The 25,056-nt window shown below is 61.6% G+C and carries 24 protein-coding genes; 16 read left to right on the top strand and 8 right to left on the bottom strand.

The window, feature by feature from the left end:
- Positions 1-965 precede the first annotated feature (965 nt).
- Entirely contained in the window at positions 966-1,580 is a 615-nt protein-coding gene (locus IPK79_11260) for a hypothetical protein (protein ID MBK8191015.1), read from the bottom strand.
- A gap of 27 nt (positions 1,581-1,607) precedes the next feature.
- Positions 1,608-2,480: a hypothetical protein gene (locus tag IPK79_11255; GenBank protein MBK8191014.1), complete on the bottom strand. Its 873-nt coding sequence runs from the start codon at positions 2,478-2,480 to the stop codon at positions 1,608-1,610.
- Positions 2,481-2,877: 397 nt separating this feature from the next.
- Between IPK79_11255 and IPK79_11250 the strand changes: the two genes are divergently transcribed.
- A complete protein-coding gene (locus IPK79_11250) occupies positions 2,878-3,378 on the top strand; it encodes a hypothetical protein (GenBank protein ID MBK8191013.1) in 501 nt (166 codons plus the stop codon).
- Positions 3,379-3,409: 31 nt separating this feature from the next.
- Here IPK79_11250 and IPK79_11245 read toward each other — a convergent pair whose 3' ends face one another.
- Positions 3,410-4,132 carry an NUDIX hydrolase gene (locus tag IPK79_11245; protein ID MBK8191012.1) on the bottom strand — a complete coding sequence of 241 codons (723 nt, stop codon included), beginning with the start codon at positions 4,130-4,132 and terminating at the stop codon, positions 3,410-3,412.
- Positions 4,133-4,549: 417 nt separating this feature from the next.
- On the opposite strand from IPK79_11245, the gene IPK79_11240 reads away from it, so the two are divergent.
- The 13 genes from IPK79_11240 (at position 4,550) to IPK79_11180 (ending at position 17,068) form a co-directional block, all read left to right on the top strand.
- Complete coding sequence (locus IPK79_11240) at positions 4,550-4,885, top strand: YtxH domain-containing protein (protein ID MBK8191011.1); 336 nt, start codon at positions 4,550-4,552, stop codon at positions 4,883-4,885.
- 116 nt (positions 4,886-5,001) lie between these two features.
- The gene (locus IPK79_11235) at positions 5,002-5,460 is read left to right on the top strand and encodes a hypothetical protein (GenBank protein ID MBK8191010.1); all 459 of its coding nucleotides are present in this window, start codon (positions 5,002-5,004) and stop codon (positions 5,458-5,460) included.
- 91 nt (positions 5,461-5,551) lie between these two features.
- Positions 5,552-5,980: a YtxH domain-containing protein gene (locus IPK79_11230; GenBank protein ID MBK8191009.1), complete on the top strand. Its 429-nt coding sequence runs from the start codon at positions 5,552-5,554 to the stop codon at positions 5,978-5,980.
- Positions 5,977-6,831: a M55 family metallopeptidase gene (locus IPK79_11225; GenBank protein ID MBK8191008.1), complete on the top strand. Its 855-nt coding sequence runs from the start codon at positions 5,977-5,979 to the stop codon at positions 6,829-6,831. Before IPK79_11230 ends, IPK79_11225 begins: the two co-directional genes overlap by 4 nt.
- 30 nt (positions 6,832-6,861) lie before the next feature.
- Complete coding sequence (gene rnhC, locus IPK79_11220; protein MBK8191007.1) at positions 6,862-7,845, top strand: ribonuclease HIII; 984 nt, start codon at positions 6,862-6,864, stop codon at positions 7,843-7,845.
- A gap of 711 nt (positions 7,846-8,556) precedes the next feature.
- The gene (locus IPK79_11215; GenBank protein MBK8191006.1) at positions 8,557-8,748 is read left to right on the top strand and encodes a 50S ribosomal protein L28; all 192 of its coding nucleotides are present in this window, start codon (positions 8,557-8,559) and stop codon (positions 8,746-8,748) included.
- Positions 8,749-8,756: 8 nt separating this feature from the next.
- Positions 8,757-9,977 (top strand): chorismate synthase, encoded by a 1,221-nt coding sequence (gene aroC / locus IPK79_11210; GenBank protein MBK8191005.1) that lies wholly within the window; start codon positions 8,757-8,759, stop codon positions 9,975-9,977.
- A 173-nt stretch (positions 9,978-10,150) separates the two neighbouring features.
- Complete coding sequence (locus IPK79_11205; GenBank protein ID MBK8191004.1) at positions 10,151-12,040, top strand: glycosyltransferase; 1,890 nt, start codon at positions 10,151-10,153, stop codon at positions 12,038-12,040.
- Positions 12,041-12,046: 6 nt separating this feature from the next.
- Positions 12,047-13,030 carry an LD-carboxypeptidase gene (locus IPK79_11200; GenBank protein MBK8191003.1) on the top strand — a complete coding sequence of 328 codons (984 nt, stop codon included), beginning with the start codon at positions 12,047-12,049 and terminating at the stop codon, positions 13,028-13,030.
- Between the two features lie 77 nt (positions 13,031-13,107).
- Positions 13,108-13,605, top strand: coding sequence for a RidA family protein (locus IPK79_11195; GenBank protein MBK8191002.1), 498 nt, complete (start codon positions 13,108-13,110; stop codon positions 13,603-13,605).
- Positions 13,606-13,658: 53 nt separating this feature from the next.
- Positions 13,659-14,525, top strand: a complete 867-nt coding sequence (locus tag IPK79_11190) for a hypothetical protein (protein ID MBK8191001.1) — start codon at positions 13,659-13,661, stop codon at positions 14,523-14,525.
- Positions 14,518-15,873 carry a homoserine dehydrogenase gene (locus tag IPK79_11185; GenBank protein MBK8191000.1) on the top strand — a complete coding sequence of 452 codons (1,356 nt, stop codon included), beginning with the start codon at positions 14,518-14,520 and terminating at the stop codon, positions 15,871-15,873. The genes IPK79_11190 and IPK79_11185 overlap by 8 nt, the downstream gene beginning before the upstream one ends.
- Positions 15,874-15,985: 112 nt before the next feature.
- A complete protein-coding gene (locus tag IPK79_11180) occupies positions 15,986-17,068 on the top strand; it encodes a threonine synthase (protein MBK8190999.1) in 1,083 nt (360 codons plus the stop codon).
- Positions 17,069-17,089: 21 nt separating this feature from the next.
- Here IPK79_11180 and IPK79_11175 read toward each other — a convergent pair whose 3' ends face one another.
- The 5 genes from IPK79_11175 to queF form a co-directional block, all read right to left on the bottom strand.
- Positions 17,090-18,394, bottom strand: a complete 1,305-nt coding sequence (locus IPK79_11175; protein ID MBK8190998.1) for a 4Fe-4S dicluster domain-containing protein — start codon at positions 18,392-18,394, stop codon at positions 17,090-17,092.
- The gene (locus IPK79_11170; GenBank protein ID MBK8190997.1) at positions 18,391-19,644 is read right to left on the bottom strand and encodes an FAD-binding oxidoreductase; all 1,254 of its coding nucleotides are present in this window, start codon (positions 19,642-19,644) and stop codon (positions 18,391-18,393) included. The genes IPK79_11175 and IPK79_11170 overlap by 4 nt, the downstream gene beginning before the upstream one ends.
- Positions 19,645-21,120, bottom strand: coding sequence for an FAD-binding protein (locus tag IPK79_11165; protein ID MBK8190996.1), 1,476 nt, complete (start codon positions 21,118-21,120; stop codon positions 19,645-19,647). It lies immediately after the preceding gene.
- An 81-nt stretch (positions 21,121-21,201) separates the two neighbouring features.
- Positions 21,202-22,107: a hypothetical protein gene (locus IPK79_11160; GenBank protein MBK8190995.1), complete on the bottom strand. Its 906-nt coding sequence runs from the start codon at positions 22,105-22,107 to the stop codon at positions 21,202-21,204.
- Positions 22,108-22,287: 180 nt separating this feature from the next.
- The gene (queF, locus tag IPK79_11155) at positions 22,288-22,650 is read right to left on the bottom strand and encodes an NADPH-dependent 7-cyano-7-deazaguanine reductase QueF (GenBank protein ID MBK8190994.1); all 363 of its coding nucleotides are present in this window, start codon (positions 22,648-22,650) and stop codon (positions 22,288-22,290) included.
- Positions 22,651-22,897: 247 nt separating this feature from the next.
- Here queF and lpxD point away from each other — a divergent pair, with 247 nt between their 5' ends.
- Together lpxD and IPK79_11145 are read left to right on the top strand one after the other, a co-directional pair.
- Positions 22,898-24,067, top strand: a complete 1,170-nt coding sequence (gene lpxD / locus IPK79_11150) for a UDP-3-O-(3-hydroxymyristoyl)glucosamine N-acyltransferase (protein ID MBK8190993.1) — start codon at positions 22,898-22,900, stop codon at positions 24,065-24,067.
- Positions 24,064-24,999: a UDP-3-O-acyl-N-acetylglucosamine deacetylase gene (locus IPK79_11145; GenBank protein MBK8190992.1), complete on the top strand. Its 936-nt coding sequence runs from the start codon at positions 24,064-24,066 to the stop codon at positions 24,997-24,999. The genes lpxD and IPK79_11145 overlap by 4 nt, the downstream gene beginning before the upstream one ends.
- Positions 25,000-25,056 lie beyond the last annotated feature (57 nt).

Genomic DNA, 25,056 nt, shown 5'->3' with positions numbered 1-25,056 from the left:
CGCGGCCTTCCGGCAAGCCATCGAGCCTGATGCCTGGCGACTGTGCCTCTATCACAGCGACAGAACAGGGGTGAAGGGCTCCGCCCTTCGTGAATTCCGGGAGGGGAGCGCGAGGGGAAGGAGCGGCCCCTCGTTTCGCGAAGGCAGCCTTGTCATGCAGAGCGCCCGGCCCTTGAGTCCCCTGCGGAAGCTGGGGTGAAGGGCTCCGCCCTTCGTGAATTCCGGGAGGGGAGCGCGAGGGGAAGGAACGGCCCCTCGCTTCGCGAAGGCAGCCTTGTCATGCAGAGCGCCCGGCCCTTGAGTCCCCTGCGGAAGCTGGGGTGAAGGGCTCCGCCCTTCGTGAATTCCGGGAGGGGAGCGCGAGGGGAAGGAACGGCCCCTCGTTTCGCGAAGGCTGTCTTGTTATGCAGAGCGCCCGGCCCTTGAGTCCCCTTCGGGAAGCTTGGGTGAAGGGCTCCGCCCTTCGTGAATTCCGGGAGGGGAGCGCGAGGGGAAGGAACGGCCCCTCGCTTCACTAAGGCCGACTGCCAATCATGAAAGCGCCTCAGAAAACGACCCGCCAAAGAAAAAGCCGTCACGGAAAGTCCATGGCGGCGTTAGAGAACGAATAGTCTAGTGGGGATAGGGGGTTAGAGTGATGGGTAAATCTGTGCGCCGCTGGCGGCGATGCGCGTCACGGGCGTGACGTCTGCGCGTGTAAAAAGCCTATACAATGGGGGGAGAGAGGTCGGATAAAGTGAACGGGGATGTTCGTAATTTAATTCTATGTATTAATAAACAAAAATCTCTAAAAGAAATTGATCGAATATCTGAAAGATATACTTTTGCGAAGCGCCCTGATGCCGGATTCCCCTTGTCCCGCCTGAAAAATGACGAATCATGGCGAGCGAAAGTCGTCTTTACAGTCGGACATAGAAGGCGCGCGAATCGCATCGCAGGGCCGTTGTTCGCCCCTGAGCGAGCTGTTATCCGGTAAAGCCATGTCCGCCAGGGCTTATTGCGGGCGGGTTGAGACGCAGATAGGGAGCCAGACGCCTTACGGTTTCTTCCGCCGTGCGGTTGGCAATGAGTTGCAGCGCCGCCCCGCCGACCTCTTCGGTTACCCCGGTCATGGGCGTTTGCGCCGGGTAGGCCGAAACGGCCTGATGCGTGAGCGTCGCCAGCAGCGGGCCGAAGGCTTCAGGGCGATTCAGCTTGCGGTAAAGCCCCGCCAGATAGATTTGCGTCAGCGGGTGAGGATGCGTATTAAAGGCGCTGGCCGCCGGATAGAGATCCCCTATGTTGGGGACCCCGACGTCTGCCAGACAATTGGCGACATAGAGGGTTTCCAGCAGCGCAGGTAAAGGCGGATTGGCGAAGCGCGCCAGCATCATCAGGCTGCGCGACAGCAGGGGCGTGGTCTGCGCGCCGCCTTGGGTAAGACGCTGAACCAGCGGCTCGTTAAAGCGCACGAGCCCGTCGGTGGAAAGCGTGACGCCTTGTCCGAGTTGCGCCGCCAGCGCGGGCAACGCCGTATCGGTTCCGCTCGGGGCGAGCAGCGCAGAGGGGGGCGCCGCGAAATAAGGGCCTGAAACGTTCACCGTGAGAAATCGCCCTCCCGGGCCAGCCTAAAACGCGCGGCGGACATGATGGGCCATCGCCTGCGCGATTTTTCGGTGGTTAAAAAGCAGGAACGTCGAGTGGAACGCAATACTCAGCGCCAGCGCGACCGGCTTCATGCCGGGGAGGCGGTGACACCACTCGGTGAGCGTGTTGGCGATGCGCGAATACAGCTTGGCCTGATATTGCGACTTGACGGTGAGCGCGGCATCCAGTGTGGCGCCGAGTTTGGAGCGCGGATGCAGCGTGAGGCCTCGCCGTAAACGATCGGCGACGCTGCGCGACGAGGTTTTCATGACGTCGCCCAGCGAACGCGGCGGGGCGCCTGCTGCGCGCGGCTCCGGCGCATCGCCGAAGATGTCTTTAATCAGGCGGTTATAGTGCTGGCGGAAGGTTCCGGCGGATTCAGGGGTGGTGTTGTACCAGATGTCGTTCATTTTAGCCAGACGATCCAGCGGACGCCCTTTGCTGAGGCCGCGCGCGTCGATCTCCTCGAAGGCTCTGGCAGTGAGTTTTTCGCCGTACCAGTTGCCGGCAATCGTCAGCGGAGTCGCCACAATGGCCAGCAGCCAGCCGACAGGACCCGCCAGGAGGCTGAGTCCTAACAGGGCGGGCAGGCCCAACTGCAAGCCAAAGCCGGTGAGCAGCAGCCGATTGGTGCGATCTTTGAGCGCGCCGCTCAGCGCGCGGAATCCTTCGCGGGTCGAGCCGAAAACGCCGCGTCGGGCAGAAGGCTTGGCGTTGCCGCTGTTTGCGCCGGGGGTAAACGCGTCATCGGGGGTGGGGGCGGCGTTGGCGCGCGGGGCCGAGCCGAATCGCGCCGGGCAGGAGACGCGGCCAAAGAGAGAGCTTGCGGATGAGGAAGAAATAGAAACGCTCATGAAATCGAAACGCCCATAAAGAGAAGGGCCTCACCAGGGGCTGACGCTTGCGTTAAAACGCCTCAACGGGCTTTTGTGTCAACGACGCGGCGCAAGAACGCCTGGCAATAATCTCCCAGAAAAATCTGATGAGAAAAGCGGCCCGCAAATGCTGACGGGAGCATGGCCCGTAACACGCTGGGAACACGCGTCTTTGCCCTGATAAAAACCCGTCGGATTGTATATTTTTGAAACAATTCCGCCCGCAGAGCATGATCCCCTCTTCAGGATCCCGGCCGCTTCCCGATACCCATAACACAGGGATTCAACGCCATTGACGGAGCGATATCAGACCGACGACGGAGCGGATGCGCTTGGCGAGACGGGCGATGGCGCCCATGCAGAAGGAACGCAGGCTATGGTAAATGGACGCATTGTCAATTGCGCGCGGTGTAATCGCGTGTTTAAAAAGGCGCTCAACGACAAGTGTCCTGAGTGTGTGGAGGCCGAATACCAGCAATTCCAGATGATGTTTCGGCTCTTGCAGTCCAGCGCCGAGCATGGGGGAATGTTTATCGACGATCTGGCCGAAAAAGTCGGTCTGTCGGTGGATTATATCGAGCAATTCTATCTGGATGCCAAGCTGGGGACGGCGGGCCTGTTTCTCAAGTTCAAATGTCGCGGCTGCGGCGAGCTGATCGCAGAAATCAACCGCAAGGGGCGCTACTGCGTTAATTGCAGCGAGACCATCTCCACGCGCGCGGGCGTCGAGGTGAAGTCGCGCAGCCAGTTGACGCGCGAAAGCGAAGAGGTCAAGCTGGCGACGGTCTGCGATATCGCCACGCGCGGGCAATCGGCGCCAGAAGCCGTAAACGACAGCGCCGCCAGCAACCGCAACGGCTTTCTACGCAATCGCTGAGGCCAGCAGGCCTACTCTGCGCGCCGTCTCATCAGGCCGAGACCGGAATAGCGACCTCGCGGAAGGCGTACAGTTGCGCGGGGCGGTGATAGCCTTCCATCTTGGTTTCGCCGGTATCGCGCAGAATGCCGGAGGCGAGCATTTTTTTGCGGAAATTGCGCTTGTCCAGCGTGCGGGCCTGCACCAGCTCGAACACGCGCTGGAGTTCTGTCAGGGTAAATTTTTCTGGCAGGAGCTGAAAGGCGATCGAGGAGTTTTCGAGGCGTTCTTTCACGGCGGCCAGCGCTTCGCCCACGATGAGGGCGTGATCAAAGGCCAGCTCCGGCAGTTCCGTGACGCAGAACCAGCGCACGTCTTCGGCGTTGGCGTCCGCCTTCAGATGTAGCTTTTTGCTGCTGACCAGCGCAAAATAGGCGACTGTAATGACGCGCGCGCGCGGGTCGCGGCCCGGTTTGCCGAAGGCGCGCAATTGCTCGAGATAAATATTTTCGACGCTGGTTTCTTCTTGCAACTGGCGGGCTGCGGCGGCCTCCAGGCTTTCGCCGCCGTGAATAAACCCGCCGGGGATGGCCCACATGTGCATGTGCGGCTCGCTCTTGCGCCGAATCAGTAAGACCTTGAGGCGTCCCTGCTGCACGGTAAACAGCACGATGTCCACGGTTACCAGCGGCAATTCGTAGCGCGTCAGTTGAGAGGATTCGTCGTGAGACTGCTTTTTCTGCTGGACGATATCCAGAAAACTTCCATTCGACATGGCAGAATCGGATTCCTGAAGACAGAGCCGGGGGACAGGGGCGCAGAACGCGCTGAGGCAAAACGCGAGATAAAATCGAAGTCAGAGAATAAAACCAGGAAACAGGCGGGTTTTGGGGACAAGAGACGGTCTGGAGGCGAGCGCGCAAGCCTATCGCTCCAGAGGAAATACGACTGGCATATCTCAGATGCGAAAACCCTTGGGCTGCGCGGCTTCCGCCCATCATACTGAAACATCACTCGCAAAGGCAATAGCGCAATCGGGTATAGGCCTTTGGCTAATGGGCGTTTTATGCAGGCGCTCGCGTTGCCGCGTATTGTTGAAAATCCACGCGCGTTGCCTTACACTGTCTACTCTGCCTTGAAGCGCTCTGTCGAGCACTCTCTTTTTTTGAAGCGTTGAGAAAGGGGACAGGCCATGCGCAATGAATCCAACCGTCATGAGGAATCGGCGGGCGATGACGTCTTTGCTTTTTCGCTGGGGCTGCTGGTCGGCGGCCTGTTTGGCTCTGCGCTGGCCCTGCTGCTGGCGCCGATGAGCGGCCGTGAGATGCGGCATCGCGTTCGGATTTTTGTCGAAAGTCTGCCCGAGCGCGTGGAAGATGAGATGGATCCCGCCAGCCCGACGCGTCAATTTATTGATCGCACGCGCGTTAAGATTGAAAATCGCGTGGAAAAGGCGCAACATGATCGCTACGCCCGGCGCGTGGCCGACGCCAAGCAGCGCGAAGAGTCGGCGTCGGGCGCGCACTAGTTGGCGCCGCCCCCTGTTGAATGTCCTGACTGTATTTTCCCCGTCACCGTCACTAGCAGAGTTGTTAACCGGCAAGGTCCGCCCTCTGGGCGTTGCCAGAAAACGAGGCTTTCTCTATGGATTTGATGACTTCCACAGGCGCCGCTGACGCGTTGGCCCATCAGTTGAAAATTCTGACCACGGTCGGCTGGATTGCCTTGATCCCCATTTCAATCCTGCTGATTCCCTTGCTGGCGCTGCTGGCGATTATTCTGGGTCAGGTGGCGATGCTGCTGTGGGGCGTGCTGGAATTTCTGCCGCTGGCGCGCTATGAGATTTACCCGATCCTCAAAAATGCGCGTCAAATCAGCGCGCGGGCTGAAGCCCTCAGCGAGAAGACTATGAGCGGCGTCGAAGGCATTGGCCGCGGCTATCAAAAAAGCGTTGAAACCGCCGGACGCGGCGTCAACAAGCTGCGCAGCGCGACGCGTCATCTGGGGTCGGCTCCTGCGGCGCTGGGCGGCGCAGCCGGGATGCTGGGCGCCGTGGGCAAAGGCTTGTGGCGCGCGTTTAAGCCGGGCCCCAAAACCTGTTAAGGCGCCGTTTCTTTCTATCTGCTATTTTTATCGACTCGAAGATTCCCCGAAGACTCACCTTCCGACCCCATAACAGTGGAGACCTCCCCTCATGTCCAGCTCATCGAATTCCAATTTTGTCGCGGGCGCGTTGTTCGGCGCTTTAGTCGGCGCTGTGGCGGCCCTCTTGATGGCCCCTCGCAGCGGCGCGGAAACCCGTCAAATTATTGCCGATGAAACCGCCCGTCGTCGCGGTGAATTAGAAGACAAGGCCGGCCGCTTAAAAGAAAAAGCCAGCGAATTGAAAGGCATCGCGCAAGAGAAAGCCTGCGAACTCAAAGGCATTGCGCAGGAAAAGGCCCAACACCTGAGCGTCGGCGTGCGCGACTCCGCTGAGATGCTGCGTGAAAAAGCGCGCCAAATCTCTTCGGATCTCGAAACGACCGGTCGCGAAACCTGGGCCCGCCTGACGGATAAAGCCAGCGACGTGGCGCAACAAAATTCTCAGCACGATTCGGAGCACTCGCACGCGTCCGTATGACCCGTCTCTACGTTTCTGCCGATTTAGAAGGCGTTTGCGGCGTTAATTCGCCTCATCAGTGCGCAGCATCCCCTGCGCGCCGTGAGGCCTATGACGCCGCAGTCGCTCAATTGGCGCTCGAAGTCGCCACCGTGTGCAAGGCGGCGCTGGCTGCCGGGGCGCGCGAGATTCTGGTCAACGACGCGCACATGACGATGACCAATCTGGCGCTGGCGCATTTGCCGGGTCCTGATAGCCGGATTCGCCTGCTGTCGGGTAAACCCAAGCCTGCGGCCATGCTCGCCGGGCTGGATCTGAGCATTGATGGGGTCGTCTTGCTGGGCTATCACGCCAAAGCCGGCTCCTCTCCCGCCGTGCTGCCGCATACGTTTCACGACAAGCTCGCCGACGTGCGCGTCAATGGGCTGTCGCTGGGCGAAGGCGGCTTTAACGCGTATTACGCCAGTCTGGCGCATCAGGCCCCGGTCATTCTGGCCAGTGGCGATCAGGCGCTGTGCCGCGAAATAACGGCGTTGATTCCCGCCGTTCGCACCGTTGAAACCAAGACTGCGCTGGGTTACGCCGCTGCCCTGCATCGATCCGCCGCCGATGTTCTGACCGCCTATCGCGAGACTGTTACGCAGTTAATGGCCGACTGCGACCGCTGGCGCGACAATCTGCTGGAGATGCCGGGCCCGTACACGCTCGAAGTCACCGTCGTCTCGCCGCTGTACGCCGATCTGATTATGGTGTCGCCTGACTGGATTCGCCTCGACGGCGTGCGCGTTCGTCGTGAGCTGTCAGATTTTTCCAGTGCGTATCTCGCCTTGCAGTCGGCTTATGCGACGTTTGCCTATGAGCAGACGCTCTAGCCGCCTGCGTGTCTAGCCGCGTGTCCAGCCATGTATAAGGCCAAGCTCGCCTCGCCTGTCGCGCAGGCGCGTTTAAAGCGCGCTGTCCTGGGCGTGTCGCATTTCGAGTGGCGCGAGCAGGCTGAGCAGTACTGCGCCTTTCGGCTCGACGGCGCGCGGCGCGGCGCCGGAAAAGCCCTCTGGGTGCGCGTCAAACAGTACGCAAATGGGACGCTCCTGATCGACGCCGCCACGCCCGACCTGCTGCAAGACCTCCTGAGCGCTGTCCAATCTGCGCTCCCGGCGGGCTCGGTTTCCGTAAATGCTGCCGGCGCGGGGCCTGCGAGCGGCGCAAAACCATTGAAGGCATCCGGTCAACTGGACGTTGCGGGCGCGTATATCGGCACCGATGAATCGGGAAAAGGCGACTACTTCGGCCCGCTGGTGATTGCCGGCGCCTGCGTCGACGATGCGGCCTTGCCGCAATTGGCCGCCTTGGGGGTGATGGACAGTAAAAAGCTGTCGGACGACGCCATTAGCCGCATTGCCGCAGGCATCCGACAGGCCTTGGGGCCTGATCGCGTGCTGGCGCTGGAGCTGGCCCCGGCGCGCTATAACGAGGTCTACGCAGATTTTCGCGCGCGCGGGCGTAACCTGAATCATCTGCTGGCCTGGGGCCATGCGTCGGTCATTGAGCGCCTGCTGGCGAAGAATCCGCAGTGCGCTCAGGCGATTGCCGATCAGTTCGGCGGCGAGCATTACATCCGCAACGAATTGCAGGAAAAAGGCCGCGCGATTACGCTGTTTCAAACCCCTCGGGCCGAAGCCAATCCCGGCGTGGCGGCGGCGAGTATCCTGGCGCGCGATTGTTTTGTGCGTAAGCTGCGCGCATTGGGCGAGACCTTTGATCTGGCGCTGCCCCCCGGCGCGGGATCGCCCGTAAAGACCTGCGCCAAGGCCTTCGTACGGCAGTTCGGCAAGGCGCGGCTCAGCGAAGTCGCCAAGCTGCATTTTAAAACCACCCAGGAGCTATAAATACGAGCCATCATGCCTGCGTCGCTCTCAAATTGCGCGCCATAAAGAGAGCGGCCAGCGGCCCGAGGCGCATCCCCCCGGCCCTTACGTCGCCTCTGGAGGCGGGCCTGGCGCTTTGCGAAGCGTTTGAAGCGTTTCCGTAACATGAGGGCTGGCGGAGGCAATTTTGTTTAATTATTTGTTTTTATATATTGTGAGAATCTTAACGAGCGAGCCAAAGCCCCCCGGGGCTTCCGTCCTCATGAACGCGCAATTCGCAATGAGCCTTGTAACCGAAGTCGTGGAACAGAGAAAATAAGAAGACAGAGAAGTAGCGACTATACAATTTAAAACAGAAGATGCAGAGTTAGAATCGCGTCTGGCCCGCTTGCGCAAGCGAGCGGCAACCCCGGAGGCTGCGCCATCGCGTTGCGACGGAGGAGCGCCTGAGTAGTGCCTGTCGGATAAAATATCCGGAAAAATCCAGGAACGAAAAATCCAGGGTAGAGAAGAAAATCACCGGCGCGAGGAGCAGAATACGCGTCGGCGTCCGTGTCATGTTGCGCCCGCAGATCGCGAATCCGGTCTGCGGGCGCGAGCTTTGGGCGACGGCCGTTTGACGCGCGGCTTGCCTTGGGCGCGTCTTGATGCTTCAATACGGCTTCAGGTTTTTGCCTCGTTTTTTAGAGTCTTTCCCCTTCCATCCCCGATCAATCCATAGGGACGACGTCCATGGCTGTTTGCGAACTGTGCGACAAAAAGCGCAATAAATCCAACAAAGTCAGCTTTTCCAACAAGCACAACCGGTTTTTTCAGGAGCCGAACCTTCAGCGCTGCCTGATTACGCTGCCCAACGGCACGCATAAAACCATGCGCGTGTGCACCGGCTGCATCCGTAAAAATAAAATCCGTCGCGCCGTTTAGCCCTTACAGTGGCTTCGTTTCGCTTTCTGACGGCGGGAGAATCCCACGGGCCCGGCCTGACTGTCATTGTGGACGGCGTCCCCGCCGGTCTTCGCGTGACGCAAGACGCCCTCAACCGCCAGTTGGCGCGCCGCCAGCTTGGTTACGGGCGCGGCGGCCGGATGATCATCGAGACCGATCAGGCGACCATTCTCGGCGGCGTGCGCTTTGAGAAAACCACCGGCGCCCCGATCGCCCTGCTGATTGAGAATCGCGACTGGAAGAACTGGGAATCCGCGATGGCCAGCGGCGGCGAGTGGGGAGAAGCCGCTGAACAGAAGAAATTCATGCGCCCGCGTCCCGGTCATGCGGACCTGGCCGCCTATTACAAGTACGGCCTGAGCGATTTGCGCGATGCGCTGGAACGCGCCAGCGCCCGCGAAACGGCGGCGCGCACGGCAGCCGGGGCCATCGCCCGCGAAATTCTGGCGCAGATTGCGGGCATTGAGGTATATAGCCACGTCACCCGTCTGGGCGGCGTGGACGTGGATCGTCCGGCGCTTGACGCCGAATTCGGCGACGACTGGCAGTCGCTGGCCGCGCGCGCCGAAGCCAACGACTTGCGCTGTGCGGGATCCGACGCCATTTTGAGCGCCATGCGCGCCCGCATTGACCAGGCCCGCCGCGACGGCGTGACGCTGGGCGGCGAAGTCGAAATCATTGCTGTTGGCGCGCCGCCGGGATTGGGCTCGTACGCGCAATGGGATCGCCGTCTGGATGGCCGTCTGGCCCAGGCCGTCATGAGCGTGCAGGCTGTGAAAAGCGTCACAATCGGCGCGGGCGACGACGGCGCGACGCGCGCGGGCGATGTTTTTCACGATGAGATTGTGCCGGGCGGGTTGTCGTCGACGCAGACGATGACGCTGCAACGGCCGACCAACCGCGCGGGCGGGCTGGAGGCGGGCGTCAGTAACGGTCGTCCTGTCATTGTTCGGGCTGTGATGAAGCCGATCGCGACGATGCGAAAGGCGCTTGCCAGCGTGAATCTGGAAACCGGCGAAAGCGAAGCCGCGCACTTCGAGCGATCCGACGTCACGGCGGTGGCGGCCTGCGGCGTGGTCTGCGAGGCGATGACGGCCTTTACGCTGGCGCAAGCCCTGCTGGAAAAATTCGGTGAGGACACCGTGGAAGACGCCTCGCAAGCCTTGCTGCGCTACCGCGAGCGCTTGCGACCGCCGCCCGCGCCATAAATGTTTCATTACAATCGGCGTCCGGCGTTTGGCGGCGGCGCGCGGTTTTCGGTACAATGAGGGCAGAGCCCGGCAGGCTCGCGGAAGGCCTTTTCAGAGCGAGAGACCCAGGTAGGATAGAGGCTTCCGGTTATTAGCGCTCTCTTTCAGGGATTTATGGGGAGTCCGGCAGCGTGGCGTGGTTTTTTCAACTGGATACATGGCTGATTCTGGTTGGCGCGATCCTGCTGATTCGCCAATTGTTTGTGATTTTCGCTGCGGAGCAGGGGCGTAAAGCCGATCTGGTCAAGAAGCGCTATCGCAGCATCACCGATCAAAACGTGACGGCGCTGGTTACCTGGCAGGATCCCGGCTCGGGTCCTGCGCTGAAGCGGCTTTTAGAAGCCATTGAAGCCCAGGAGTATCCGTCATCGCGCGTGTCGGTGTATCTGGGGCTTTCGCCTGAGCTTCAGGCGGAGTTATCGCTTTCCGAGTTATCGCCGAATGTGCGGGTGTGCGTCTGTCCCGACGCGCGTCCCACCCAGGGCCAGCTCACCGCGTGGCTCATTGAACGCTGTCTGGCGGCGGGAGACTGTGGCGTCATTACGTTCTTTCGTTCAGATGACGTCATTAAGCCCGATTACTTCCTCAATGTCGTGGCGGCCAGCTTTGATTTTCCTGTTATGCAGGGGATGGTCGCTATGCGTCGGCGTCAGGCGTCCCTGCTGGGGCAGGTGGCGGCCTTGTCGCGGCGTTTACGCAACCGCATTGCCAATGCGGGGCGTTTTCATCTGGGGTTGAGCTGTCGTCTGCAAGATTCCGGCTGGGCCGTGAAGCAGGACATTCTGGAGATGATTCCCTATCGTCGCGGCCATGATCTCGATAATCTGGAATACGCCTTGCGCCTGAAGCTGGGCAATATTCGCGTGGGCTGGGCCCCGGCGATGGTGACGTATAGCGATCGGCCTTACCGGCTGTTTCCGGTGACCATGGAATGCGCGCTGTCGGCCTTGAATCGTCTGCGGCTGGCGGCGGTTTATAGCGCCCCGCTGCTGGTTCGCGCCGTGATTCGCGGCGACCTGACCGCGCTGGAAGAATTTTTAACCGTCCTGAAACCGCCGGATTTCATCACCGGCGCTATTTTTCTGGCGTTTGCGCTGGTCGCCTGGCAGACGCCGCTGTGGAATTCGGGGCATCCCGCCGTGTGGACGGGCCTGTTTATCAGCGTGGTGACGCTCCATCTGCTCAGTATGGCTGTTGCGCGCTGTAAACCGGCGGATTACCTCACCGGCTTCATCTGGACGCCCGTGGTCTACCTGCTCGGCGGGCTGATGCTGCCAGCGGCGCTGGCCTATCTGGCGCTGGGACGTTTTTCGCGCGATTCGGCAGGGGCGGACGGGCGTTCTTATAAGAGCCAAAGCCGCACGCGCTTTAACGAGACCATCGACCCCGAGCTGTCGCTCTTTGATACGGCGCATCGCCACGAGTCGGGCATCCGCGATTTGCTGGTGACCAACGCGCCGCTCGACTTTGATGATCTGGAAAAAGCCCCGCTTCGCCGGGTTTCGCCCAGCGAGCAGGCGCAATTGGCGCAGAATCTGACATCGGCTGGGGTCGCGGCGGCGGCAGAGCCGGTTCGGCAAGACCGGGTGGTGGAAAAATCCATTCCCATATCGAATGGTCAGCGTCAGGTGGACTGCGTGCTGCAGACGCACACGCGCTATAACGAGCAGGGGTCCGAAATTTACCAGATGGCGCTGTATTACAAGACGGTCTCGTTCTCTACGCAGAGCTACCGGATACTCGATCAGGCCTTCTATGAGCTGGAAACCAAGCTCCTGAAGCACGGCTTGACCATGGTGACCTGTGGAAGCTGCGGGTATTTTTATAATCCGGTCGCCGATGTGCCTGATGCGGTGAAAAGTAGCGGCGTCTGTCTCTTTGGCAAGAAGGGCCGCGACGTGAATCTGTCCACCGACGCGGTGACGGTCATTAGTCAGGCCTGTCCCTACCATTCGCCGCTGGATTTGCGCGAGACCATTGTGCGCGAATGGCGCGACAGTCTGTCTGCGGCCAATATGTAAGCGGCCATGACCCAGTTTGATCCTCATGGCGACGAGACGACGCCCCCCTCGCGTCTCTTTCCTGCCGCCTTGCGACGGGGCGACTGCGTGGCGGTCATTTCCCCGGCGGCGCCCACGCCCGTGGCGTCCGATGGCTCAGGCGACGCTTTTGATCGCGGCGTCGCATTGTTGCAGACGCGCGGCTTTCAGCCAAAATTAATGCCGAACGCCCGTTCGCAGCGGTATTATCTGGCGGGCGACGACGCGCAGCGTCTGGACGATTTACATGCGGCGTTTGCCGATCCGGAGGTTCGGGCCATTCTGTGCGCGCGGGGCGGTTACGGCTGTACGCGCCTTCTGTCGCAAATCGACTACGACCTGATCCGCGCCAATCCCCGGATTCTCATTGGCTTTAGCGACGTGACGGCGCTGCATCTGGCGAATTATCAGCGCACGGGGCTGATTGGCTTTTATGGGCCGATGCTGACCTCCAATCTCATTGACGAAGACCCCTTTAACGAGGACGCGCTCTGGCCGCTGGTGATGGGCGAGGCCCCGACGCCTTATCCCGTGCCGTCGCAGGCGGCGTATCATCCCATTAGCGGCGGCGTCGCCGAAGGGCCGCTGACGGGCGGTAATCTCTCATTGCTGGCGGCGCTGTGCGGCACGCCTTTTCAGCCGCAGACGCGCGGGCATCTGCTGTTTATCGAAGACTGGCGCGAATCGTATTACAGTCTGGATCGGCAATTTCAGCAATTGCGCATGGCCGGGCTTTTTGCCGACATTCGCGGGCTGATCTTATGTGATTTCTCTGAAATGGACGATCCCTTGCAGGCGACGTATCCTCTGGAACGCTTCTTCGCCGATGTGCTAGGCGATTTTGGCGTTCCTGCGGGGTTTGGCCTGAGCGTCGGACATGGCGCGCTTACGGCGACGCTGCCTATCGGCGTTCGGGCGCGCTTTGACGCCGACGCCGGACGCCTTACGCTGCTCGAATCGCCCGTGAAATAATCGCGCCCGTGCGATATCGTATAACTGTTTTCGGTTGTTTACCGCCCTGACAGGAGTGTTTGCCCATGTCTGTCCCCATGTCCACACTTGAAGACCTTTCCAATCCCGCGCGTTATCCCCAGACGCTGGCCGAGTGGGACGCCATGCTGCCTCCGCCGCCACAGCCGGTGGGGAGCTATGTGCCGATTGTTCAGGCCGGGGCCTTGCTCTATACTTCCGGCGTCTTGCCCATGCGTGACGGGCAGCTCCTGTCTCCCGGCGCGGTGGGTTCGTTTACCGTCACGCTGGAGCAGGGACAGGAGGCCGCGCGTCAGTGCGCCTTGAACGCCCTGAGCCTGGTGAAGGCGCATCTGGGGTCGCTGTCGCGGGTCGAGCGCGTGGTTAAAATCACCGGATTCGTCAACAGCCCGGCTGCGTTTACCGATCAGCCCAAGGTGCTGAACGGGGCCTCTGACCTGCTGGTCGCCGTCTTTGGCGAGGCAGGCAGGCACGCGCGCTCAGCCGTGGGCGTGGCCGCCTTGCCGCTCAACGCCCCGGTCGAGATCGAGTTGATCCTCGCGGTTCGCCCCGAATAAGCTTTTCCCGATAAGAAATCACAGGAGAAAGGAAGCGCAGGAGGGAAACGGCCATGGGGTTGGCGGCCCGGTATCTGGCGCGGATGGAGCGCGCTTTGCGCAATGCGCAGTGTCGCCATTGCCAGACGCCTTGCGCGCGCGAGGCGGTTTTTTGCGACGCTTGTGCGCAAACGCTTCTGCGAGAAGAATCCGGGCCGTTGTTTGCGCCGGGCGATCGCCATGCGCCCCGCTTCGCCCCGCCGACGCTGGCCTATGCGGCTGCGGTTTTTACCCCGCAGGCGCGTTATTGCCTGTATCCCTATAAATTTCAGAATCGGCGCGAGTCTGCGCCGCTGCTTCAGGCGCTTCTGGAAGCCTGCTGGCGGCGCAGCGGGCTGGATCAGGCCTGCGAGAATCTCGGGCATCGGGTGTGGGTGACGGCGCCGCCTTCGCGAGGAGCGCGCGCGCCGCTCACGCCGCTGGTCGAGAGTTTTTCGGACATCTTCGGCTATCGCCCCCTGCCCGATTTATTGCGCTGGACGCGCGTAACTGAGCGTCAGCATCAGCTCGCGCAGCGGCGTCAGCGCCTGATGAATCTGCGTCAGAGTATGGCGGTTCGCCCGCAGAGGTGGCGCCGCGCCGCCAGCACGCGCGGATTTTGCGGCTTGAATCGCGGCGGAAGGGGGCCTACAATGGTGGTCGTTCTGGATGACCTCCTGACCACCGGCGCGACCTTGCGCGAAGCCTGTCGGGCCTTGCGCGACGGCGGCGGCGACGGGGTTGCGGGCGATAAATTCCCGTTTGGCGGTTTGATTGTCTTGCTCACGCTGTATTACGTGCCGTATGACAGTCCGCCATCCGCCCAGGACAACGCTCTCTGGGAGGACAGCACTCCTCCCGCCTTAGCCCTCCGCGATCATGGAACGCCCTGCGATGACTGACGTCTCTCCCGCTTCGACCGCCCTGCAACGCCTGCCGCATGCCGAAGGCGCGCCTAAAGCTGCGACGACGCCGATTTCGCCGGTAGGGGTCGGGATGATTGGCATGGGCACTGTCGGGCGCGGGGTGTATAAAATTCTGAGCCAGCGCTCAGAAATCGACTTTCGGCGCATCGCCGTGCGCGATTTGGACAAGAATCGCGGCGTGGAAGGGCTGGACAGCCGCCTGCTCTGCGATGATCCGCTCAGCGTGGTTCGCGATCCCGAAGCGCAAGTGCTTATTGAGGTGATGGGCGGCGTGGATCTGGCGCGCGAACTGATTGTCGAGGCCATTCGCAACGGCAAGCACGTGATTACCGCCAACAAAGAACTCATCGCCAAGGAAGGCCAGGCCCTGTTTGAGCTGGCGCAAGCGCATCACGTGCGCCTGATGTTTGAAGGCGCGGTCGCGGGCGGCATCCCGATTATCATGCCGCTGAAACTCTCGCTGGCGGCCAATCATATCCTGGAGATCGCCGGGATTCTGAACGGGACGACCAATTATATTCTGACCAAAATGGCAAACGAAGGCTGGTCGTACGAAACGGCGCTGGAAAAGGCGCAGGAAAAGGGCTTTGCCGAGGCGGACCCCACCAATGACGTGGAAGGCCATGATACGGCCTATAAAATCTCGATTCTGTCGTCTATTGCCTTTAAAAAGCGGATTGATGTCGCGCGCGTGGCCCGCGAAGGCATTTCGCGCCTGACGGCGACGGATATTCAGTTGGCCGACTCGCTCGGCTATGTCATCAAGCTGATTGGCCTGTGTCGTCAGGGACTTGACCCGCAAGGGCCGCTGGATGTCCGTGTGCATCCGACTCTCGTCCTGAAGGATCATCCGTTGGCGAGCATTCACAACGAAAATAACGCCGTCTGGATTAAAGGCGACGCCGTGGGCGATGTGATGTTCTACGGGCGCGGGGCGGGTGAACTCCCTACAGCCAGCGCCGTTTGCGCTGACGTGCTGGCCATCACCGACAATCTGGTGAAGGGCAATGACCCGATTCCTTCGATGGAAATCATCTACCACGGCGATGCGCTTATGGCGCCTGCCGGAGAGGCGCGTAATCGCTATTTTGTGCGCCTGCGCACGCACGATACGCCGGGCGTCATCGGTAATATCGGAACCGCCTGCGGTGAATGCGGCGTCAGCATTGAGTCGATTGTCCAGCACGGGATTCACGAAGACGGCACGGCGTCGATTGTGCTGATCACGCATATTCAGTCCGAAAGTCAGATGCAGGACGCCTTAACGCGGATTCTGGCTTATCCCTCGGTCGATAGCGTGGCCTGTTTGCTGCGAATTCTGTAATTTTAATTTCTGTTTCTATTTATAAGCTCTCTCTGGTTGTCTCATCGCCCTCTCGCGCGTCATTGCCGTTGTGTCTGGCAAGCGCCGTTAACCTCAAAGGATCCCCTTCACTATGGCTGGCATTCTTGAACGCTATCGTCCGTTTTTCAACCTGCCGGACGATTATCCGATTGTCAGCCTCGAAGAAGGCAATACGCCCCTGATTCCTGCGCATAACCTCAGCGAGTGGATCGCAGGGCAGACGGGCCTGAAAGGCCTGCGGATCTTCTTCAAGACGGAAGGCCTGAACCCTACCGGCAGCTTTAAAGATCGCGGCATGACGTACGCCGTCTCGCAAGCCAAAAAAGACGGCGCGCGCGCCATTATCTGCGCCAGTACGGGCAACACCAGCGCCAGTGCGGCCGCCTACGGGGCGCGCTGCGGCCTGCAAACCGTGATTCTGCTGCCGGCAGGCAAGGTCGCGCTGGGTAAAATCTCGCAAGCCATTCTGTACGGCTGCAAAATTATTGAGATTGACGGCAATTTTGATCGCGCCCTCGACCTCGTGCGCGAGCTGGGCGAAACCGGGCTGGCGACCATCGTCAACTCGATTAATCCGTATCGCATTGAAGGCCAGAAGTCCGGGGCGTTTGAGATTTGTGACGCGCTGGGCGCCGCGCCGGATTACCATTTTATTCCGGTGGGCAATGCGGGCAATATCACGGCTTACTGGCGCGGATACAAGCAGTACGCTGACGCCGGGCGCATTGCGACCCTGCCGCGCATGTATGGCTACGAGGCCGAAGGCTCGGCGGCCATTGTCCATGGCCATCCGATTGAGAATCCCGAGACGTTTGCGACTGCCATCCGCATTGGGAATCCTGCCAGTTGGGAGGGCGCAACGGCGGCGCGCGACGAGTCCGGCGGCCTGATTGACATGGTTGGTGAAGGCGAAATCGGCTGGGCGTATCATTTTCTGGCGAGTCGCGAAGGCGTCTTCTGCGAACCGGCCAGCGCAGCCAGCGTCGCCGGTTTGATTCGCGCATGTCGCGAAGAGCGCATCGACGAAAATTCTACCGTCGTGTGCGTTCTGACCGGCAATGGCCTGAAAGATCCCGATAGCGCCATTCGACTGGGCGACGCGCAGCGCGTGCAGCTTGCGGCCGATCGTGACGCGATTTCGGACTATCTCAGCGGCAAAGCGCCCGTGGCGTAAAAAAGCCTTTTAAAGTCGTTTTCAGGGCGAAGGGGCCAGGGCTTCCGCGAGAATTTCCACCGGATGAAGCGTCTGAATGTCGCCGCGTCCGGCGTCGCGCAAGCCTTTGGCGATTTGCAACAGACAGCCGGGATTTCCCGCTGCGATTGCGTCCGCGCCGCTGTCGACAATGCGCGCGATTTTCTCTGCGAGAATATCTTCGGCCAACTGGGGGTTCTCCAGATTATAAACGCCCGCGCTCCCGCAGCACGCGGCGGCATCCGTCAGCGGAATCAGCGTCAATCCGGGAACCAGCGCCAGCAGGTCCAGCGGCTGGCGTTGAACGCCCTGGCCATGATGCAAATGACACGCCGCATGATAGGCGACGCGGCGGGGGACGACTTGCGTCATCGCGGCGGTCAGCGCAGGACGCGCGTGATCGTTCAGCAGCGCCATGATATCAATCGTCAGGGCCGAAAAATGCGCGGCCCGCGCCGCCCATGCCGCGTTGTCAGCGAAGCGATGGCCATAGCCCTGCATTGTCGAACCGCATCCGGCTGAATTTAAAGCTATCCAGCGCGGGTTGAGCGTTAGTATCTCGCGCATCGTCGCCAGCGCGCGCTCGTCGGCGATGTCGTCTTCCCCGCTGTGGTCGGCCAGCGCGCCGCAACAGCCGGCGGGCGGAATCGTCACGCAGAATCCGCAGGCGCTCAGGACGCGAATCGTGGCCCAATGCGCCGGGTTATAAAACGCGTCCATCACGCAGCCGGTGGGGAGGATGACGCGCTCGCCCGTCGCCGGGCCGAAGGTCGCCCCCGCCCGAAGCGCTTCATGTCGCGGAACCGGCGGTAACAGGGCTTCTGCGTTCGCCAGCGCAGGCGTCACGCTCAGGACGCGGGTTTTTCTGAGCAGCGTCTGCGCGCCGCTGGCCTGATAAAGCCGCACCGCGCGCCTGAGAGCGGTCATGGCCCCAGGCGCCGGGAGCAGGCGGCGCATGGCAAAGCGCTTGAGACGACGCGACCACGTCATGGGACGCTCATCGGCAAGACGTTGACGGGCGGTATGCAGCAGCGCGCCGTATTCGACGCCCGAAGGGCAGGCCGTTTGACACGCCAGACAGCCCAGGCACGCGTCGAGATGCGCGCCGACCTGATGCGTCGAGAAGCGGGCGGGTTTATCGGGCGTTGCGCCCAGCCAGTCGCGCATTAAATACAGGCGTCCGCGCGGCGATTCGGCTTCAGAACCCGTGGCGGCGTATGTGGGGCAGGCGGGCAGGCAAAATCCGCAGTGGATGCAGGCGTCCAGCTTTTGCAGAGAGGCGCTCAGCGCTTGCGGCGAGTGTGTCATGGGCGCGCGTCTCCGGCGTATTCGGGCAATAGCGCGTGGAGGGGCATGATGCCGCTGTAAATCACCCCGGCGGGGTCGCAGGCGCGCTTGAGACGCGCATGAATGGCGCGTAAGGCTGTCTCTGCTTCTCGCGGCAGATTCCATGCCTCGGCCAGCGGCGCGAATCCCGGCGGGATGCGCGTGAGACGCGCAGTGACGCCGTGAGCGCTCAGGCTCGTCAGCAGGGGCGTCGCGGCGGCTTGCAACGCTTGCGGCGTCGGCGCGCCATCAGCGTTCCATGAGAGCAACGTCAGCCCGGCCGCTTCGCGAATCTGGATGCTCGCAGGGGGCGGACAGACTGGAGATTTGAAGGCTCCGATTGCCTCCCGCGTAATGCTGGCCGTCTGGGCGAGGCCGCCCGCGATTTCCAGCGTCAGGGGATGCGTCTGCGCGTCGAGTTGCGCGCACAGCGCTTCGCAGGCTTCAGGCGGCATCAGGCGACTGGTTTGGGCCCGCGAGGCGAAGGCGTCCTGAAGCTGGCGCGCGGCGCTGGCGACGGACTCTTCAAAGCCTTCCAGCATGAAGAATAATTGCCAGAAGCCCTGCGGCGGCGCGTCGCGATATAGCTCGCAAGCGCTGAGCGCCGCCGCAAGCGTGGATTCTGACGCGAGACGCGCCGCGCGTTGCGTTTCAAGCGCCGCGTTGAAGTCATCGGCGTCAAAGGTCAACAGGAGTCCCTGACGGGTCTGCGGTTGCGCGCGCAGGCGCAGCGTCACCGCCGTCAGCGCGCCCAGGGCGTGCCCGGCGCCCAGATACAGCTTACACAGGTCATAGCCCGTGACGTTCTTGATGACTTCGCCACCGGCACGGGTCAGCAGGCCGTCAGGGGTCGCAATTTCCACGCCCAGAACGACATCGCGCGGATAACCGCCGCTAAGTCCCGTGGCCAGCGAAGGGCGGTCTTCCGCCAGAATATCCGCCAGCGTCGTGTCGTCGGGATACGAGAGCGCCAGCCCGTGATTCAAGTCGCCCGTCAGCCGGCTTAATTCGCCCCAGGACACGCCGGTTTCAATCGTCAGGATGCGATCGGCTTGCCGGTAGCGGCGAATGGCGGTGAGCCCGCCGAGGCTGATACCACTCGCCGCCGGAAAAAGCGCGGCGTCTTGCGCCGTGAACACGGCCGTCTGGCCTTGTTCGCGCGCCTGAGCGAGCCGGTCGGCCAGCGCCTGAGCCGCTGCGCTCGGCGGGGAAAGGGGCGGCGTCGATGTCATTTAAATCCAGGCTCCCGAGGCATTCAGAGCGGCCGGGGCCAAGGCGCCCGCCGTTTCGCCGCATGCGCGCCGATGCGGAAAAATCTTGCCGGGGTTGGCCAGCCCGCTTGGCTCTACGGCTTGGCGCACCGCCTGCATGCGGGCAAGATCCGCAGGCGAATAAACCAGCGACATGTAGTCGGCCTTCTCAAGTCCCACGCCATGTTCGCCGCTCAGCGTACCGCCTGCCGCCACGCAGGCCTTGAGAATCTCTTCGCCCCCGAGCATGACGCGGCGCGCGGCGTCAGGATCAGACGGGTCAAACAGGATATTAGGATGCAGATTCCCATCGCCCGCATGAAAGACATTGCCGATGAGCAACTGATGCCGCCTGGCAATTGCTTCGATTTCGTCCAGAAGCGAGACCAGCGCGCTGGGCGGAATAACGGTGTCCATTACGAAAAACGCAGGCGCATAGCGCCCGTAGGCCGCCACAGAGCGTTTGCGCGCCGACCAGATTTCGGCGCGTTCGTCGTCGCGTTGCGCTGAGCGAATCTGTCGGGCGCCATGCGTCTGAAGCAGCGTCCTGAGGCGCGCTTCCTGAAGCGTCGCGCGTTCGGGGGTTCCGTCCAGCTCAATGAGCAGCACGGCTTGACAATTTTCGGGAAACCCGACGTCGAAGGCTTCATTGACGGCGCGAACCGTAAAAGCGTCCATAAATTCCAGCGCGGCCGGGGCGAGTCCGTCGGCAATTATTGCCGAAACCGCTTCTCCAGCGCACGCAACAGCGTCAAAAGCTGCCAGATAGGCGCGAATATCCGGCGCCACGGGCGTGAGCTTCACGATCGCCTCGGTGATGAGCCCCATGGTCCCTTCAGAGCCAACGAGCAGACCTGTTAAGTTCAGCCCTGCGCCCCCGCGTCGATGGGCGCAGCCGCCGGGGGGCGCCGTCCAGACGAGCGCGCCGTCAGACGTGACCAGGCGCAACGACAGAACATGATCCGTCGTCACGCCATATTTGACGCAATGAATGCCCCCGGCGTTTTCTGCCAGATTGCCGCCCAGCGTACAGGCCGACATGCTGGAGGGATCCGGCGCGTAAAACAGGCCGCTGCCCGCCAGCGCGGCATTCAGGCGCGCATTGACCACGCCGGCCTGAATTGTCGCCGTGCGATTTTCGACATCGATAGCCAGAATCCGCCGCAGGCGATTCATGCCGATGAGGACGCCGCCTTCAATGGCGAGGGCCCCGCCGGACAGGCCGGTTCCGGCGCCGCGCGGGGTATAGGGTACGCCGTGTTGCGCGCACAGGGCGACCACGGCGGCAGCTTCTTCGCTGGAGCCGGGCAGGACGATGACATCCGGCGGGGCCTGAATCAAGACGCAGGCGTCGCATTCGTACGCCGCGCGCTCGGACGGCTGGCTCAGCACAAATCGCGCGCCGACCATGCGCGACAGCTCTGGAATCAGACGCGCAGCGGGAGACTCGGGGGCCATAGCGCGCCTATTCTAGGGCAAACGGCCGCGTGTTGCCAGCGTTGTCAGCGCCTCCCGTCGGCGGGTTCCGTTTTTGAGGATTCAGGCGAAGGCCGGTCCTGTGGCGGCGGCCTCTTCCTGAAAACGCGCGGCGCGCGCCGCTTCGTACGCCTTCAATTCCTCTTCGGCCCGCTGCGCCTCGGCGCCGACCAGTTTTTCAAACATCGCGTGCAGGGGCTTAAAGAGGACCAGCGCCAACGCGCCGCCGCCCAGAGCTTTGACGCTGAGAAGTCGTCGGCCGCTGACCAGCGCGGCCCGGCGCGTGGCGACAAAGAGCGTCATCATAATCACTTCCAGCTTTTCGCGGCGGGTTTCTTTCTCTTTGAGGCGATCGGGAAGCGTCTCCAGTTCCGGGATCCGGGCGCTGTCGCCCATGCCGATGGAAACGCCGACCCAGTCGAGCGCCGAGCGCACGCGGGTGTTATAGATGTCCATCCAGCTATTCAGCAGTTTCTGGCGCGTTTCGTCTTTGATAAACGGCGTGTGCTTGAGCAGCGACTCGGTTTTTTCGCGCATGTTGCGGTCCAGAATCGCGCGCAGGACGCGTAAATCCGAATAATCCTTGACGCCTTGTCGCGAGGCGTGGTTGCTGACCATATCCTTGACGATGACAAAGGGAATCATCAGCGTCACGGTAAGCGGAATCGCCAATAACCCGCCTGCGCGGGCGCCGATGCTGACCCCCAGGCGTTGCGGAATCAGCAGCAGCGCCAGACCTGCCGCGCTGTAGGCGACGGATTTGAGGGCTCGGAAAAACCCGGAATTTTCTGCGCGCGGGGCCTCGGGCGTTGCAGACGCGTTGGGGGCTTCAGAAGCCGGGTCTTTGATCGTTTCTGTCTCGCCAGCGCCAGCGCCGACGCTGGCTTCTGAAGCGGACGCGCTTTCGGCTCCAAAACGCAGGGCGGCGCTTCTGTAAGGCGAAAATCCAGAAAGGGCGGAAATCGTCACCGGGGAAATCTCGCGAATCGGGAGGGAATGGCTCAGTCGTTCGCAGCGCCTGCAAAGCGCATGGCGTTATCGAACGCGTGAGGATCGCTCGCGTGGAAATCAATCATTTGAGGATCGCTCGCATCAAACCCACTCAACCCATTTTGTTGAGCGTCAGTGACAGATTGTAAACACCGGGGGTTAGTCGCCCGGCTTGTAAATGGCCTCAACGCGGGTTCGGATGCCGCCGCGCGAAGAAAAATCCCCGATGACCGTCATCGCGCGCGGAGCGATGGCCTGGCTGAGGTCATCGAGAATCCGGTTGACGACGTTCTCGTAGAAGATGCCCTGGGTGCGGAACCCCAGCAGGTAGTATTTAAAGGCCTTGAGTTCAATCACGAGGCGATCCGGCGTATAAATCACCGTGATTTCGCCAAAATCCGGCAAGCCGGTTTTCGGGCAGACCGAGGTAAATTCGGGCGCGGAGATTTTAATCTCGTAATCGCGATGTGGGTATTGATTTTCGAAGGTTTCTACCGGGGGCAGCGAAATAGCGGGGGGCATGGAGACGACATCCTTAGATTCTGGCAGCGTCTGACAAGCGGGATTCTGGCTACGGGGCCGGAATCCGCCGTGCGGCAGCTTATTGTAGATCAAAGACGCGTCAGCGTTTCTTTGAGCTTGACGCCAAATCGCGATGCAAATGCGTCGTAGCTCGCCTGCGCGGCGCGCTTTGAGTGGGCTATAATCAAGCTCCCCGAAGCCTTCTCGTTTCTGGCCGTATCGTTCCTGCGCATAGGAGTCGTTTGCCATGAGTCTGCCTGTTTCATCCCAACCGCGCGCCAAGACGCTGGCCGAGCTGGCCGACGCGACGGGAGGGCGCATTGAAGGCGACGCCTCGCAAAGCGCCATCGCTCTGGCGCATCCTCAGGAAGCGGGCGATCCCCGCGCGATGGTCGTTTTACTGGATGCAGACGTGGCGGCGAAATTGGCTCAGGCGGGCGCGCGTTTTGAACTGGCTCTTGCCCCAGAGGCGCTGACGTTGCCTGAAGGCCTTGTTCAGCACGTTCTACGCGTACCGCGCCCTCGTCACGCGCTGGCGATTCTGCTGAAGCTTTTCGACCGGCCGCCGTCTCACTCGCAAGGCGTGCATCCCACGGCCCTGATTGACTCTAGCGCCCGTCTGGCGGCAGACGTTTGCATCGGCGCGTATTGCGTGGTCGGCCCGGACTGCGTCATGGGCGCGCGCACGATTCTGCTGCCGCACGTGACGCTGGGCGCGAATGTGACGCTGGGTGACGACTGCCTGTTGTATTCCGGCGCGCGGGTTTACGATCGGGTGACGCTGGGCGATCGCGTGACGCTGCATGCCAACGTGTGCATTGGCGCCGATGGCTTCAGCTACGTCACGCCCGAGGCGGGCAGCGTGGAATCCGCCCGGGCCAGCGGCGGACGGATTGAGGCGCGCAATACGGATCTGCTTAAAATCAATTCAGTCGGCTCGGTAATTATCGGCGATGACGTGGAAGTCGGCGCCGGCGCGACCATTGACCGGGCCAATCTCGGCGCGACGCGCATCGGGCGCGGTACCAAGATTGATAATCTGGCGATGATCGGCCATAACAACACCATCGGCGAAAACTGCCTGATTGTCTCGCAGGTCGGCGTCTCGGGCAGTTGCCGGATCGGCGATCGCGTGGTGCTGGCAGGGCAAGCAGGTATCAAAGACCATACGACCATTGGCGATGACGCCATTGTCATGGCGAAATCCGGCGTCATGGCGGACGTGGCGGCCAAGACCATCGTTGCGGGGCTGCCTGCGCGCCCGCAACGCGAGGCGTTTCAGCAGGTCGCCCTCATTGGCAGGCTGCCGGAAATGCGACAGGAATTAACGCGCCTCAAAAAGCGCACTGAAGCCCTGGAGCAGGCGTTGCTGGAAACACTCGAGAGACTGTCGCCAGAAGGAGGCGCGCGCGTATGACGCAGGAAGGGTCTTCTGCGGCTTTCGCATCTTCTGCGCCCTCTGCGGCGGCGCCCGCGCAAGCCGTCGTCACCGTCGCGGGTACCGGCCTGATTACCGGCCTGCCCTGTGTTGCGCAGATCGAACGCCTGGCGCCGCCTTCTGAGGACGACGGTCTGGCTCATGGCATTGTCTTTGATCTCGGCGACGGCGTGATGATTCCGGCGTCGCTGGCGGCTGTGATGCATGCCGATCGCGGCGTCACGCTGGGCGATGCGCGCAGCGGTCAAACGCTTTCGATCGTGGAGCATTTTCTGGCTGCATGCGCGTTGAGCGGCGCGCGTCATTTGCGGGTGCGCATCACGGGCGCGCCGGAACTGCCGATTCTTGACGGGAGCGCCGACCCGTGGACAGACGCCCTGCGTCGCCTGGGGTTTGACGCGTTAGAAGCCAACGCAGAAACGCAACCTGTGGCGCCGCTGCGGCAGGCGGTTTTTTGTCGCCATCATGAGTCCGCCTGCGTGTATGCCTTGCCCGCGCCGTATTTTCAGCTAACATACGCCGTGGATTTTCCGCATCCGGGGCTGCGCGACGTCTGGGTGAACTGGGATTCCAGCCGCGACGGCATCGAGTGGATCAGCCCGGCGCGGACGTTTGGCTTTGTTCGAGAGCTGCCGCTGTTGCAGGCCAAGGGGCTGGCGCGCGGCGTGAGCGCCGATAATACGCTGGGATTAACAGACGAAGGCGGCTTTACCGCGCCATTGCGCCTGGACGACGAGCCCGTCCGTCATAAAATGCTGGATTTATTGGGCGATTTGATGCTCGCAGGCGTTTCGCCCTTGCGTCTGGGCGCGCGCGTGATTGCCGTGGGCGCAGGTCATGCCGCTCATATCGCTTTTGCGCGACAGTTGCGCGCGGTCATGGATGTTTCGGGGAAAGCGTTGCATTCATAAGCCTCAATTAAGACGCTGAGGGGACAGGCGAAAGCATCATGATATGACGCTTTCGTT

The sequence above is a fragment of the Vampirovibrionales bacterium genome (genome assembly GCA_016712355.1).
In the GTDB taxonomy this organism is placed as follows: Bacteria; Cyanobacteriota; Vampirovibrionia; order Vampirovibrionales; family Vampirovibrionaceae; genus JADJRF01.
Note: the sequence above shows the minus strand (reverse complement) of the source record. Positions and strands in the feature narration are given on the sequence as shown.